13 protein-coding genes are annotated in these 15032 nt (G+C 61.9%); 10 read left to right on the top strand and 3 right to left on the bottom strand.

All coding sequences use genetic code 11. The features are described 5' to 3' along the window. From AC07VM_RS17045 to AC07VM_RS17025, 5 genes are all read left to right on the top strand, one after another. Positions 1–1334: tyrosine-type recombinase/integrase (locus AC07VM_RS17045; protein WP_494912394.1), on the top strand; the 1334-nt coding region annotated here is incomplete at its 5' end. A gap of 290 nt (positions 1335–1624) precedes the next feature. After that, the gene (locus AC07VM_RS17040; protein ID WP_494912392.1) at positions 1625–2944 is read left to right on the top strand and encodes a hypothetical protein; all 1320 of its coding nucleotides are present in this window, start codon (positions 1625–1627) and stop codon (positions 2942–2944) included. Further along, positions 2931–4160 (top strand): hypothetical protein, encoded by a 1230-nt coding sequence (locus tag AC07VM_RS17035; RefSeq protein ID WP_494912390.1) that lies wholly within the window; start codon positions 2931–2933, stop codon positions 4158–4160. Before AC07VM_RS17040 ends, AC07VM_RS17035 begins: the two co-directional genes overlap by 14 nt. A gap of 14 nt (positions 4161–4174) precedes the next feature. Next, complete coding sequence (locus AC07VM_RS17030) at positions 4175–4981, top strand: hypothetical protein (protein ID WP_494912389.1); 807 nt, start codon at positions 4175–4177, stop codon at positions 4979–4981. Continuing rightward, entirely contained in the window at positions 4978–5400 is a 423-nt protein-coding gene (locus AC07VM_RS17025) for a hypothetical protein (protein WP_494912387.1), read from the top strand. Before AC07VM_RS17030 ends, AC07VM_RS17025 begins: the two co-directional genes overlap by 4 nt. Before the next feature lie 27 nt (positions 5401–5427). Here the strand turns inward: AC07VM_RS17025 and AC07VM_RS17020 are convergent, their stop codons facing one another. Then, positions 5428–6423: a DUF2971 domain-containing protein gene (locus AC07VM_RS17020; RefSeq protein ID WP_494912386.1), complete on the bottom strand. Its 996-nt coding sequence runs from the start codon at positions 6421–6423 to the stop codon at positions 5428–5430. 134 nt (positions 6424–6557) lie between these two features. Between AC07VM_RS17020 and AC07VM_RS17015 the strand changes: the two genes are divergently transcribed. Both AC07VM_RS17015 and AC07VM_RS17010 read left to right on the top strand, forming a co-directional pair. Beyond that, positions 6558–8705 (top strand): hypothetical protein, encoded by a 2148-nt coding sequence (locus AC07VM_RS17015; protein WP_494912385.1) that lies wholly within the window; start codon positions 6558–6560, stop codon positions 8703–8705. Between the two features lie 205 nt (positions 8706–8910). Beyond that, positions 8911–10557, top strand: a complete 1647-nt coding sequence (locus tag AC07VM_RS17010) for an SIR2 family protein (RefSeq protein ID WP_494912383.1) — start codon at positions 8911–8913, stop codon at positions 10555–10557. Positions 10558–10692: 135 nt separating this feature from the next. Here the strand turns inward: AC07VM_RS17010 and AC07VM_RS17005 are convergent, their stop codons facing one another. Next, entirely contained in the window at positions 10693–11202 is a 510-nt protein-coding gene (locus tag AC07VM_RS17005) for a hypothetical protein (protein ID WP_494912381.1), read from the bottom strand. Positions 11203–11265: 63 nt separating this feature from the next. Beyond that, the gene (locus AC07VM_RS17000; RefSeq protein WP_494912379.1) at positions 11266–11583 is read right to left on the bottom strand and encodes a hypothetical protein; all 318 of its coding nucleotides are present in this window, start codon (positions 11581–11583) and stop codon (positions 11266–11268) included. Positions 11584–11739: 156 nt separating this feature from the next. On the opposite strand from AC07VM_RS17000, the gene AC07VM_RS16995 reads away from it, so the two are divergent. The 3 genes from AC07VM_RS16995 to AC07VM_RS16985 all read left to right on the top strand — a co-directional run bounded on the left by AC07VM_RS16995 (position 11740) and on the right by AC07VM_RS16985 (position 14982). Further along, positions 11740–11910: a hypothetical protein gene (locus tag AC07VM_RS16995; RefSeq protein ID WP_494912377.1), complete on the top strand. Its 171-nt coding sequence runs from the start codon at positions 11740–11742 to the stop codon at positions 11908–11910. Positions 11911–11973: 63 nt separating this feature from the next. Continuing rightward, entirely contained in the window at positions 11974–13302 is a 1329-nt protein-coding gene (locus AC07VM_RS16990) for an ApeA N-terminal domain 1-containing protein (RefSeq protein ID WP_494912375.1), read from the top strand. Positions 13303–13392: 90 nt separating this feature from the next. Further along, positions 13393–14982 (top strand): exonuclease domain-containing protein, encoded by a 1590-nt coding sequence (locus tag AC07VM_RS16985; RefSeq protein WP_494912374.1) that lies wholly within the window; start codon positions 13393–13395, stop codon positions 14980–14982. The last annotated feature ends 50 nt before the right edge of the window (positions 14983–15032 follow it).

The following is a 15032-nucleotide window of genomic DNA, read 5'->3' as shown; positions in this document are numbered from 1 at the left end:
TCTGCCGGAAGCGCTTCGTTGATCTTCGTATAAACGACGCGCTTTTGTGTGCAAGGGACGTCGTTGCACTCCTGGATGCCTCTCAGATTCCCGACGGAACTCCGTTCCTAGCGACTGCCGATGGCGACCTCGACTCGCTTCACTACGTCAACGCATACCTTCGTGATGCCGCGCAGCAGCGGGCATACCCGCTGGACACCCTGAGAAGCCAACACGCCACTGCGCTACGCCGCCTCATCGAGGATGTTCGCGAGCATCGCGATCCGGATGCCGATCTCGTCGATGTCACCCGCGAGGATCTGTTCAAGTTTGCCGACCGTCGCAAGATGAGGCTGCAAAGCAGCTCTTGGAATAGTGAATTGGGCATCATTTCGAACTTCTTCACTTACGCGCTCGAAATCGGATGGATCACCCGCGATCCGGTCGCGAGGTGGGGCGCCAAACGTCGCATCACGATGAAGGCCAAGGAGCGACATGTCCGGCGGATCCGATTCCTCACAGAAGGGCAGGCACGTTTTTATCTTGAAGCAGGGCTGCGAGGCGACGGGGCAGCCATGGAAGCACGCACCGTCTATCCGGAACGAGACTATGCCTTTGGGTTGACCCTCGTTTCAACCGGCTTGCGACGTCGCGAAGCCAACTTGTTGCTCGACCCGAACGGGGTTCACGTCTTCTGGCGCACAGGAAAGGGCGGCCGTCCGCGGGAGATCTGGATCGCTAGCGCCCTAGCTCTTGTAGTCGATCACTACCGCCTCATCGAGCGCGAGTATGTCGTCCAGCGTGCACAACGGGTGTTGCGCAAGGCTCGGCGCGATGGACGTCTGATCGTCGCGGAGGTCGTCGACCACCATGGATCACTGCGAGTTCGTATCGATGGTGCGACGATGCGGCCCGAACAGGTGGGCGAGGACATTCGCCGACGCGCCGTGCGCGTGCGTCCGGATGGCACAATCGACCCCCTAGCCCTCTTCGTGATGCAGGGAGGTCACGGGCCTTCGCTCAAGCGTTTCAACGAAACCTTCAATGAGGCCACTGAACGGGTGGCGTTGTTCGGACCGCACCAGGATTCGCCGCCCGCTCATCTCAGCGTCACACCGCATGTCCTTCGCCACACGTTTGCGGTCCGTATCCTCGCGGCACTGATGCGCCATGGACGGGAAACAGCGGGTGACCCCAACATCCACCTTGCTCAACCCCTATTGGTAGTACAAGAGCTTCTCGGTCACGCTCGACGAGATACGACCGAACTCTACCTCCACAACGCGCATCACTATTCCGACGATGTTCCCGCCGTAATCCAAGCCGCCGCTGTTCGGATGGTGGCTTCGTTGTGAGCGAGGATCGATTTACGTTTCGCTGGCAGCTGCCGTCGAAGCCGTCGATCCTTCATATCGTTCCAAACTCGCTACCTGCTCCTCGTCTTGCGCGCGAGCTCGCACCCTTTTGGATTGAGGTGTGCACGCATACCCCTAGTGCGGCTCACATACTGAGAACCGGAATTGGTAGCTTGTGTGCAACGATGAGCCGACAACCCGGCTTCGACCCACTTGCACACGGCCTCGCTGAACTCAGACGTCGTCATCTCGACGCTTGGGAGCGGGTTCTCTTAGAGAAGCAAGCTCGGATGGGTACTCAGCAGGCGTACCGGTTAGCCGTATACATGTTTTCATTGCTGCGCTGGATCGACGACGCGCAGCCTGAACTTCTTCATCCGGACGTGGCTGCGCGCGTCGCGGAGATGACCAGGTTATCTCCGCTAAAGGGCGCCTCGATCCCTGACTTCTCTGACTCCGAGATCGATGAGATAAGCCAGGCAGCGTGGGCATGCCTCGATTCCGACGGAGAGGCAAGTCGGAGGACGAGGTCTGACATCTTGATCGCGTTGCACATTCTGCTATGCATCGAAACCGGGCAGCCCCCAGAGGTAATCCGCGTTCTGACCACAGACGACATCCGGGCGATAACTACCGATCCTCGGGGAGCTGATATGGGAACTACGACCCTCGCCGCCGCCGGTCTGGTGTCGTCGTATCAAGTGACGATGAGAAAGAACCGCGACCACACGGTCTTTGATGAGACTTACACCCGGAAACGACATCGAAACGTGGTCAAGCTCCTCGATGATCTCCTGGTTCGCGGCGAGGCGATGCGGAGGAACACGTCTATACGTTCTTTATGGTTACGGTTCGATACCCAAGGGTCGGTGGAAAGAGTAACGTGGCGCAGTACGACGCTTCGATCATGGATGAAGCGTCACGTCTCGACATCGGTAAGCCTTCCCATCGACTGGCGTCGATTCAGGAAATCGGCAATCGCCGGCGACCTCATCGCGAACACGGGAACGTTCTTGACGACCCAGACCAGACATTCGCCTGAGACTTTCTTCGCTCGGTACACGAACAGCCCAAACATGAGGACCCATGCGGGAAAGATCTGGGTGAGAACTGCCGACGACCTATTCAGGCGCGCTGTCGGCCCCACAGTAGTCGCGGACGGCACCTCAGTTCGACTCGATGTCGGATCACAGATCCCGGTGCCGATGTCGCCCGATGAGGTGCCATCCGCTCAAGGTGGCGCTCTCACTGGGTGTCACGCTCCAACCAAATCTCCGTACGCCGACGAAGGTGACACGTGTCCGGTGGCTCGCGCTGGCAAATGCTTTACGTGTCCGGTGGCTCGCGCTGGCAAATGCTTTACGTGTCCGAACGCCGTGATCACAGCCGCACACCTTCCCGCCATGATCTTGCTCAATCAGGCCTCGGCTCCGGAGGTTGCTGCGGACGCGCGCGTATGGAAGGCCGTGTGGAGCGATATTCACGAATCGACTTCCACCATGCTCGCTCTGTTTCCCGCCCGCGCCGTCGAAGCCGCACGTGAGCACACGTCAGAGGTTCTGGTTGACCTGGGGATAAGGCAAGGGTTCCGGAACGATGACGAAAGCTGACTCTCCAGGACTGATCGACCGGCACGGTGGTCTCGTCATTGGTTGGCGTGATCACGTTCACGAAGATATGCCAGGCGGTCCGACCTTCGGCGAGAGCCGCTGGGATTGCCAGAAGATCCGTCGACCTGGCTTTCCCACCCGCTGGCTCAACTTCGACGTGATCCCTGAAGGATATAGGCAAGACGTCAAGCTGTTCCTTCTCTTTCAAGGCCGTCCACATCATCCGTATGCCGAGGAGATGGGCATCAGGCTTCGCCGTAACCCCGCTCCGCTTGAAGCCCTTGTTTCGATTCTGGCGCGCTTCGCTTTGATGACTCGGTGGGGAGCTGCGAATCGACTGGCCAACTTCTCGGCTTGGACGCAGACGACTGCAGATGGCTACCTGGAAGATCTTCGCAACGGAAAACACCACGAAAAGGGCAAGCCGAACGAACCACCGACGGTAAGAGCACACGCAACACTCCTACAGCAGGTACGCATGTTGGGTCCTGCCGCTACGCACCCGTTAACGTTCTCTCCGTGGCCTAAGCAGACGGGGAGAGAGGTTGCCAAGGATGAGTCAAGCATCGACGATGCTCGTACCTCGCCGCTCCCGAGGGAGACATGGAATCCGCTCATGGCAGCGGCAGCGTTCGTGGTGTTCGAATGCAGCGACCTCATTTTGGAAGGACACCGCGCCCTGCGGCGATGCCGCACGACCGCAGAGATGGGGCGCGGGACGACCAAGAAGGATGCTGACGCACTCGTTCAGGACTACCTCGACGGCGGGGGGCTCATTCCCCTCTTCACAGCATTCGGGAGGAACAAGCGGAGGTCCCGCGGGTCGGTGAACCGCGCACTACTCTGCAGAAAACTAGACCTTAGCGACACAGTCTTTCGACCGAGCAGTCGCGCATATAATCCAAGCGTGATCCGGGTTATTGACGACGCCGTGGATGCTGGCCTCGTCGAGTATGGAGGGCTCGTGCACTGCCCGCCCTCTTCCGTCATCGCGGAGATCGGTATGGACGAAGCGGAATACCTACCAAGTCTGCTTCGAGGAGCATGTTATGTGCTCATCGCGAGTCTCTCGGCCATGAGAGACAGCGAAGTGCAGGCGCTGGAACGCGAGGCAATCGGTCCCGATCCCGACCTTCCAACCATCGTATCGATGACATACAAGCACGCCGGCGTCTTTGGCAGGTCCCGGTCCTGGTGGGTGTGCCTTCTGTCGTAGAGAAGGCCACTCAAGTGCTCGAAGAGCTCACCGGGACGGTGCGGCTGTTCGCTCGAAGCGGTCGCCGCGGGAACGGTGGCGAAGACGGCACGTACGTTCCACACCGGGATATTCGTCGTCTTATCGCGTTCGTGGGCGCAGATCCCGCTACGCGCCCGGGCCGGGGCGCAGACCTCGGGCTGAATCCAATACTGGTTCCAGACGGTCAGTCCATCAACGCTCAATCACTTCGTCGCTCATTCTGCGTTTACGCAGCCGCGTATCCCGGCATGGACGTCGGGATCGGCATGCAGCTGGGCCACGCTTCGCTCCGCCTCACCGGCAGTTACATGCGGGACCTGCACCATGAAGTGGTTGAAGCACTCGACGACGAGCGTGCAAAGGTAGTACAGAGATCGATTGCTGAGCTGGTGCATTCGTCGGAAGCAATCGGCGGACCGTCGGGTGGCCGACTCATGGAACTGCGAGCGCAAGTCGTGGCAGATCCAGCGAGGGCCGAGATGTTGATTGCGAGAGCAGCCGCCAGCTACCACCTCGGGCTCACCAATGACTGCGCGCACCGGGAAGAAACGGCGGCGTGTGGACCCGGCGAGCCTAAGCTGGCGGACCATTTTTGCGCCGCAGAGTCATGCGCGAACGCGGTGGTGCATATGAAGCACCTTCCCATCATCGACTCGCAGATCGCTCGGTACGACACCGCTTTGAGCGAGGAGAATCTCGATCCTGGCTTCGAACGAAACATGCGTCGTGGACGTGAACGACTGATAACGCGACGGGAAGAGTTGCTGGCCCCGCGCAATGACGAGGAGACGATGCCATGACGATCAGACCTGCTCTCGTGAGCGACGAAGTCTTCGACCGCATCTCGACCGCCATCGACGAGATCTCCAGCAGTGAAGTACTGAAGCGCACAAAGCGACAAATCGAGGATCTCGCAGCCCTGTCGCACGCGACCGTGGCTCGTGCCTTCGCCCAAGACCTCCTTGTCCCGACTCACCACACCATTAACGAGCGTTTCAATGCCCTTCAGCGAGCGACTGGCGGCTTGTCGCCCAGGCAATCCGAAGAGCGAAGCAAGGACCGAGACCTGGAGAAGAGTAGGAAGCGGATCAAGACCCTCGAAGAAGAGCGCGCGATTCATCTCCAGACGATCTATGCGCTTTGGCTCGCTGCCCAGCCCGATGAGCCTGCGGCTCCCGTTGTCCGCATCAGGCGACCGCGATCTCCCCATCGCCCGTAGTCGGCATCGCCCGCTTCGTTCCCGACCTCACGGCAAGAACGGGATGTCGGATCGATTGACTGGGGTGGCAGAACGTCCGGTCGCCTCAAGAAGCATGCGCGTGCCGCGCTCGCGCTGGATCATGGCGTCTCCCTTCGGCGGACCCACGATGACCTCCTCTACTGGGAGTGGAGTGAAGAAGGTCGGGGATTGCGCGTTTCCCAGTGGTGCGTGACCGAGCGTCAGATACGGCACGGGTCCTCGCCGGGACGGACGAAAGTTCGGGGATACATCGACGGGCCGCTGCACGACAAGCCGTACTTCAGATTCGTTCCTGAATGCTGGGTGCTTGAGAACAGCTGCTAGGGCCGCCAGGTGTGCTTGTACAACCGCGACCGCACTTGGCTCATCCTCCGAGGCGACCATTCGCCCTACAAGCGAGTTCGATGCGAGAAGTTGTTCGAAAACCCATGAGATCAGTGCATCCTGGTCGGCCGGTTCGTATCTCACTCGCAGCCAGACCGGTTCGACCATGTACCCGGTTTCGACCGAGGGGCGGTCGAGGAGCGTGTACGTGGCCCAGGGGTCGAGCTTGAGGGCATATCCACCCTCTCCTGCGTAACCGCGCCAGTGCTCGAGTGAATCACGCACAGTCGATGCACAGCAGACGAAAGTTGGGTGGTCAGCGAGCTGACTCACGAGGTCGCTGAGGACATATCGGATCGCGACGTGATCACGTATCGTCCCGCCGAGGGCATTGTCCTTCTTGTCATACCAATCGAGGATCCTCTCCGCTCCGAACTTCAACTCGCTGAAGTCATTGAGAAGAGTGGCCGCGGTAGCGCGAAGCGTGCCAGTTTGCGACCATACGACCGAATCGCTCGTGGGAGCGTCATCGGCAGGCGCCTCGGTAGGGGAGTGGGTCGTACCGGTAAGGATTCCGACCAAACCTGCTGCGTCGGTGTAATGCCAGATGGGCTGGCGATGCGTCTTCGCGGCGAAGATTGGCAAAGTGCCTCGAATAGAGGGGCCATGCTCATTCATGTGTTCAGGATACGGGGAAGGAGCACTACCGCCGCGTGGTGAGATCCGCGGTGCTCAGGGCGTCCGCGAGTCCCGCGCGAAGCTGGGCTGAAGTTCCAGTACCGTCTGAACTCTGGGTTGGATGAGTGGGGGCAATGATGAATGACGCGGTGATAGAGGACGACTACGCTACATCGACCGATGCGCTGCTGGATGGTGGGTACGCGCTGATAGGGGCGGTACACAGCCTGGTGAAGGCGCAGGGCGCTGCGACGAAGAGGGATCTGCTCCTCGCTGCTGCGACACACAGTCTGCGTAGCGGCGACAAATCTGTAGGAGAAGTCACCGCCGTAGTCAGTCAAGTCTGGCCGGGCGCCCGAACGGATGAAGCCTCGGTGGGAGAAGCGCTTCTGGTCGGGCAGGAACTCAACCTGCTGAATCCGAAAGACGGGCTTGATGGAACTGAACTCTGGGGCCTGACCGCTCACGGCGCGGATGACGTCGACCGCCAAGTCACGTGGGTGGCAGCGGTCAAGGCGTCTGCCGCTGAAGAGCTCCGGTTGCGGGCGCTCGCCGACGCCGGCAGGGACGTCTCACGGGAGACCGCGGAGCTGTGGCTCGAACGCATTGTTGGAGCGCTAGTGGTGGGCATCACTGCCTCGCAGGACGCGTACCTCGGCCACGTCGAGCATCTCGTGACGAAGCGTTTGGCGCCGCGGGGCATCCACCAGAAGACGGTCCTCGCAGAGATAGCCCGGGTCGATGCAGATCCGGATGTTGTGTCCTTCCTGCAGGCATGCGCTATCGCCGCGCTCGACCCCCTCGACCCATTCGGAGCGGAGATCGTCAGCCACATCACAACTGGCTGCGTGCTCCATTCGTACGTGGCGGGGAGGGACTCTGCCGCCGTCATCGAACGTCTTGGGACGCCAGCGGGTCAGCGGGCCATCATCGACACACCGGTTCTCGTCGATCTCGTCGGCCCGGCGCGCGTGAGCATTCCGGCAGCCACGACCATTCGCGCGGCGGTGGCTGCTGGATGGGACGTTGTCGTAGCGGATCACACCATCGAAGAGCTGGACTCGTTGATGGAGCGCGAGATCCCACGAATAAAGGAGAGCCTTCACGAAGCCCATGACCGCGGAGTCCGCGCAGAGTGGTATGCCTCGTTAGTCGAAGAGCAGCTGCCGAGCTACTGCATCGAGGCTGTCAAGGAGGGGACGTACACCAATCTCGACCAGATGGTAGAGGCTGCTCAGAGCATCGCAGATGTCCTGAGCGAGCTCGGCGTGGTGGTGCGAGCGCATTACAACGAGAACGACATCGTGCGGGTGGAGCGTTGTCGCGCCGCACTCGAGAACGACCTAGAACAGACGAACTCCGGGCGCTCGACGAGCGCAATTCAAAGAGACGCAGACACCATCGCCATGATGTGGCGACGGCGTCGTCGAGAGGCGAATGGCAGTGCCTGGTCTGGTGGATGGGTGATAACGCCGGATCGCCACATGTCGGCCGCGTATCGAGCGGTGGAGCGCGCCGATGCTGTCTCGCTGACACTCTCATTGGCGCAATGGTCGACTCTTCTCTCAGTGACGGTGCCTCCCGCGGAGGTCGTGGACCTTGCAGGAGCAGCCGCGCGCCAACTCGTTGACGAGGCAATGTGGTTGCTTCCGTCTCGCTTCCCTAGTGACGTAGCTATGGACCTGGCAAGGCAGATCTCTCCCGAGCGTGGGGGATCGGAGTCGGATCTCCGCTACATGCAACTCAGTTTCGACACGGCGCTACGTGCGGATCCGAATCGCTCGGCCACATCCATCGCGGCCGAAGTTCTCGAGGGAAGGAACCAGCGCAGAGACCGGCAGAGTGCGCTGAGCGTTGAGCGGGCGAAGCAGTCGGAGGCGGATGCGCTCCGCGAGGCAGAGGCTGCGCGTTCCGTTGCGACTGAGCAGCGCAAGCTTGCTGACTCCGCGGCCGCGGATTCGGTGGTCTCGAAGCAGCAGGGCGAGAAACTGAAGGACGAGATCGAATGGATGAAACGGCGGACCACCCGCGTCGTTGTCGTCCTTGTCCTGGGGTTCGTTGCCATACTCCTGTGCATTGCTCTCGTTCTGGTCAACGCTGGAGTCGTCCCGTTCCTCAGCGCGCTGGCGGGACTCGCAATTCTCGTTATTGGTGGCATCCAGTGGTGCCAGAAGTCGGATGCGAGACTCCTACCGCTCTTGATCGGCGCCGGCTTCGAGGTCGTGGGCCTCGCCACAGGACTCCTCGGTCTGATTGGCTCGGATCTCAGTTCTCTGGGCTAGCCAGCTCTGCGAATGCTGCATGAAGGACTCGACACGCGCTCTAGCGACAACTGCGGAAGCCGCGGGAAGGAAAGGAAAGGCAATGCCCCACGGAATCCCACCACTCGTCTCACTCGCAACGTCAATGCACGCTCAGCCGGGGGTCTACGCGTTGCTCCTCGGCTCAGGCGTATCGACCGGCGCTGGCGTCCCGACGGGATGGGGCGTGGTCACCGAACTCGTCGCTCGCACGGCAGCGCTCCAAGGCGGCGACGAAGGCGCAGCACAGGCACGCGCTGACGCCGAGGCATGGTGGTCCGAACACGGGGAAGGCGAGCTCGGATACTCGACTCTGCTTGAGCAGCTCGCGCCCACGCCGGCGGCCCGGCAGGGGCTCCTTGCAGAGTTCTTCGAAGGCGAAACCGCAGACGGGGACAGACTCGTCCCGAGCCGCGCTCACCACTCCATCGCCCGACTCGTAGCGCGGGGCGCGGTACGAGTGATCATCACGACGAACTTCGACCGCCTCATGGAGCAGGCGCTGGAAGCCGTCGGAGTGTCCCCGCAGGTCATCGCCCGACCGGAGGCCGTCAACGGCATGATGCCACTCGCTCACGCTCCCGCCACGGTCATCAAGTTGCACGGCGACTACAAGGATCTCGGTTCTCGCAACACCCCCGACGAACTGTCAACGTATCCGGAGGAGTGGATTCGGCTTCTCTCGCAGGTGTTCGAGGAGTACGGACTTCTGGTCTCAGGGTGGTCCGCCGAATGGGATGAAGCGCTCGTGCACGCGCTGGAAGAGGCCCGTTCTCGGTACCCACTTTTCTGGGACGCACGCAGTGCCAGAAAGGAGAACGCGCAGCGCCTGATGGCCGGACGTCGTGGGGTGATGATCCCGGCTAGCAACGCCGATGTCCTGTTCACCGAGCTTGCCGAGAATCTCGATGCGCTAGACCGCATGAGCGCCGCGCCGCTCACGACCGCTCTCGCCGTTGCACGTCTGAAGAAGTACCTTCCGGACCCCGTCCGCCGCATCGACCTCCACGACCTCGTCATGAGCGTTGTCGATGAAGTTGTAGAGGGGATCGCAACCCAGGCGATTACCGGCGGGGGAGAGACCGTCACCGGTGCCGTTCTGCAGTCCGTGTGGGACGACCGATTCCGATCCATTGAACGTCTCGTACCTCTCCTCATCGAAGGCGTGTGGCACGATTCGGACGGCCGCCATGATCAACTGTGGCAGGACGTCGTGCAGCGGCTCGTCGATGCCGCTGCGGTTTTCGAGCAGACCTTCAATGAGGGCTACCGGGGCGCGCGACGCATTCCCGCGCTGGTCGCACTCGAGGTGCTGTCCATCGCGTCAACGCGTCGCGGACGCGAGTACCTCCTCCCGACGCTCACAGAAAAGGTCGAAGTCGTCGACCGTTACCGCGACACCGAACCACAGAACTGCGTACAGTTCCTCCATTACGCGCGCATCGCGGACGATAGTTGGATCAGTGCGATGCCGAGATGCGAAGAAACTCGCTACATGTATCCGGTGAGTCACGTCTTCTCACTGGACACGCGTCGCTACTTCACAGATCTTCTCCCCGAGGATGATGCCTTCAAGACTGCGTTCTACGGCTTCGAGTACCGCCTTGGGCTTCTCCAATCTCAGCGGTCGCGCGGCTACCGGGCGATCTCCGGGGACTATGTGGGGGAGTGGCAATGGCTGGCAGACATACCCAACGCGGAGACGCAGTTCCGTCGTGACTTGGAGAGAAGCGGACAAGGCAAGTGGGCGACGCTCCTGGAGCGCGACGGAGTCACGCTGGATGCCGCTTTGATCTCGCACCGTGAAACGCTTGAGCGCTATCGCCGCTACTAAGCAGATTTGGGACCGGTGTCCGAGCGTCGAGTTGACGCCTCAGGTCGGATGACGATGCAAGCGCGAACTCCTGTGCAAGTACTGCCGGGATGGCGCGCTGGACCATCCCGACCCCCCGGAACGTTTCCACTCTTGTTAGCGCCCGCTAAACGTCACGTTCGGCATCCCGGCCGTCGGGAACCACGCCGGCGGCTCGACACTCAGCGGGAAGTTCGAGTCGCCGTGGAACGAGCGCTGGTTGACACCGTCGTGCTTCGGGAGCGCATCGAGCGTCGAGATCGGTGTCTTCGTCGAGTCGAGGATGGTCAGATCGGGGAACACCTGCTGTGCAATGAACGCGGCAGCGTCCCAGGAGCGGATGCCCTGCTCTTCAGCCAGGTCCAGGATGACCTCGAGCTGCGCCGCAGAGTATTCGAAGGGGAGCTCGCCGTCGGCGGTACGAACGGCATCAGAGTTCACGCTATCGACGAGCGAGCAGTACTTATTGATCTCCTCGGCGTGGACGCCAGGTACGAGCTTGTCCATGCCGACGGCGCTGTGGCCAGCGAACGTCAAGGCTTCGCGCTCTCGGTCGTCGAAGCCGTAGAGCGGTGCTTCGTCGAGGGTGAGGAAGAGGGGGAAAGGGGTGTTGTTGAATGCGGTCATGGTGCCTCTATGCGCGGGCGTGAGATCCACGAGACGAATGGCCGTCGCGCCGAAACGAGTGCTTCACTCCTCGTCGACGAACTGGACCGCATTGCCCCACACCCAACACCGGAATACCTGTTCCTCGGCACGGAATTCGACACCGGCTGCATACGGAGTGGAGCGGGCAAGCTTGGCGTCGACTCGGATGGCCCGCGATCCGAAACGCACCCACGCGCGGACACGACGGTACGGCTGGGGATGGATGGTCAGCGCTTGCTCGCGCAGCGCAACCTCGCGTTCGGTGAGCGATTGGAGGGGGCCGGCCCGCGCGGCCGCGAGGACCTCGCGATGCTGTGCCCTCATGTCATAGTGAGCGGCCAGCCGTTTGCTCGCTCCCATACCGGCACCTTTCTCCGGCCTCCTCGCAGGCTAGCAAGATTCGAAGCTATGTTCTATCCTCGATCCATGCGATCCGCGACAGTACATCCGCCTGCGACCTTGAGGATGGTCAACGACATTCCGACGAGGATGGTCTTCGCCGGCCGACATTGGCGTGTGACCGACACCCCCACACGGCTGCGCGACTCGATCTGGGTAGCGCCGTTCGAGGAGAATCGCGGACTCTACGGGTGGCGGTTCCAGGCGACCGACAAGGACGGCCAGTCATTCGTCTTCGACGTCTTCAAGGGTGCCGACGGTTGGCACGTTCACCACACCTACGAGTGAATCGAACGGGCGCGCACAGGGAGTCAGGCGTCGGCTGCATTCGGATAGGCCACACTATGACTCATGGGAGACCTCGCACACGAACTTCACGGCCGATGGTGGGTGGCTGAATCGCCTCAGACTGTGGTGGCGGGCAAGCTGACGGTGAAAACCAACGGTGAAACCCGACTGGAGTTGGGCGGTGGTCTCGTGGACCTCGGAGACACCATTGCGGCTATTCACGGTGACGCGGAAGGTAAGCCCGTAACGCTTTCACGGGCGTTCGTGCTGCACACGCGCGGCGGGATGGGCGGAGGCGAGCACTTCCAACGGCTCCACATCAGCCGCTGTTTCATCGGCGCACATTTCTTGCCCGACGAGCCGGTGTTCACCAGTGCTCGCGTGCAGCTGGAGAATCTGCCGACGTTCTTGTCTGCTCCGGGCATTGAGCGAGGGTGCGAACAGGACGATTTCGCCTACTCGTCGACCGTTCGAGAGTACAAGTCCGAGGAGGCCGAGTTCGACGGGTGGAAGTTCGTGGTTCGTTCGATCCCGCAGTACTTCAATGTGGACACGACTCACGCGACGCAGACCGTGTCGACCGAGATCACCCCGTACCTGTTCATCACCTCGCCCGTACCCGTGGACGCGTATGGGTTCGATGAGAGAATTCTGCACCTGTCGGACCTGATGACGTTGGCTTCTGGCGAGCCTTCCGGGCTCATCAGCGAGCTGCTCATCCTGCGCAGGGAGGGAATGGGCCCCGACGACTTCGAGACGGTCCACACATACGGGGAGCGCATTCACACGGCATCGCCGGAGGGCGTCGGGCCCGCCCACGAGCGCTTTCGATTCACCTGCGATGACGCCGCGTTCGAGGAGCTGGTTCCAGCGTGGCTTCAGCTTCGACATGATGCGAGCACAGCATGCAACGTGTTCTTCGGCTTGCAGTACTCGCGTCCCGGCTACACGGAGACACGGCTGCTGCTGAGTGCGACAGCCGCGGAGTCGCTGGAGACCGCGTACTCGAATCTCTCTATGTCGATTCCCGAGCAGCGATTCGATGAGCTACGAGACAGAGTGCTGGAAGCGGCAGATAACGAGGAGGAACGGTCGTGGTTGCGTGCGAAGATCCGCAACGGACCCACGTATCGTGAGCGTCTCACTGAGCTCGCCTCAATACCGGACGAGTTCGCGTGCGCGACGGTCATAGACGATGTCGACCTGTGGGCGAAGAACCTCGTGCGTGCACGCAACGCGTTGGCGCACACCGGCAACTTCGAAGGGAACGGGAACATCTTCGATCTAGAGCAGCAGACGGTCGGGTTGCTCACGCTAGTACTGATGCACCGGACAGGACTTCCTCCACAGGCGCAGCAGCGAGCCGCGCGGCGTCTTCGATGGCCCGCATGAGGAGGCGACACCGTTGGCGCGCCATGTCGTTCAACTCGGGCATGATGATGACGTGCGCCGTGTGACTGGCGACCGAGACAAGGGGTGGGGATGGGTTGGCTCAACAAGCTGTTTGGTGGACGCGCGAAGACGGGCGTGACGGTTCCGACGATGACCGCTCCGGCCCCCCGCGCGTCGCAGCCCTACTTTGCCATCATCGACGTCGAGACGACTGGCTTGTCTCCGAAGAGGGACCGCGTGCTCGAACTAGCGGTCGTTCGCGTAGATCACCACGGCCAGGTCGTGGATGAATGGTCCACACGCTTCAACCCCGAGGGTCCGGTGGGGGCGACTCACATCCACGGGATCACTCAAGCTGATGTAGTACGTGCTCCACTGTTTCGCGATGTTGCGACCTCAATCATTCCCTACATCTCGGGCCTGCCTATCGCCGCACACAATGCACGCTTCGACCTCTCCTTTCTCCGCGCGGAGTTCCGCCGCGCCGGGTGGGATGTTCCGTGGCTGCCGGCGTTCTGCACGCTCGACGGCAGTCATCACTACCTTCCTCACCTCGAGCGACGTCGTCTCATCGACTGTTGCTGGAGTGCTCAGATTCCTTTGCACGGCGCTCACTCCGCGCTCGGAGATGCGCGCGCGACGGCGGGCCTTCTCCGCCACTATCTCCAAATGCAGGGGCGCATGCTCCCGCATCCGGCGCTTCTTTCTGTGCCGAATGAAGCGCGGGGTGTCGTCTGGCCGACAGCCCCCAGCCGCGCCCCGTCGGCGTTCTTGCCGGACGAGTCGCTGCCTCGTACCGCGCGGCGTAGTCGCGTGACCCGAACCGCGCCACAGCAGCCCGCACTCATCGCGCAACTGACGAAGCTCAGCCTCGCGGAGGTGCTTGACGAGGGCGCGCCCGTGGGCTCCTTAACGTACGTCGAGACTGTCCTCGATGCCCTCGAAGACGGAGTCATCTCGGACGACGAAGCGGCCGCACTGCAGGACCTCGTCGAGATGTACGAACTCAGCGACACCGACGTCGCCGCCGCGCACGCGGCCCTCCTGTTGGCGCTAGCGCACTCCGCACTCGACGATGGCCACGTCGCGCGAGATGAGCGCGCACAGTTGGAGGCCATCGCCACCGCACTGCGGTTGCCCGCCAAGCTCGTGCCGAGTCTCATCGCCGAGGCGGATGCCGCCCGTGCCGCACGTCTGAGCGCTGGGCTGGGCGCGCTGCCCAGGAACTGGGAGCACGGCGATCCTCTGCGCGTGGGAGACAGGGTGGTGTTCACAGGGTTCGTCGAACGCGAACGGGAACGATCCCGCTTGGAGGAACGCTCTCGAACGCTGGGTGTACGTGTCCTCGGAACCGTGTCCGGTCTGACAGCCATGGTGGTGACCGACGGCTCTTTCGCTGGCGGGAAACTCGAACGAGCCCACGAACTCGGGACACGTATCGTCGACCCGCAGACATACTCGACGCTGTTGAAGCACCTTCAACCGGCGGTCGCCGCGTCCCCTAAGGCCACGCGCCCTGATCCGCGTGAGGAACCGGCTCACGCGGGGAGCACCGCATCGGCATCACCGACCACGTCGCCGGGCGATATTCGGGCGTGGGGGCTCGCAAACGGGTACGCGGTCGGTGTGCGAGGCAGGCTGTCTGCCGAGTTAGTGAGTGCGTTCGAGCGCTCGAGATGAGTTCCGGTAGCCTCGCACGACGCCTGAGCAACTCTCGACATAGACGCTGT

It is taken from the genome of Microbacterium sp. GW821-FHT01D02, from assembly GCF_059422585.1.
Note: the sequence above shows the minus strand (reverse complement) of the source record. Positions and strands in the feature narration are given on the sequence as shown.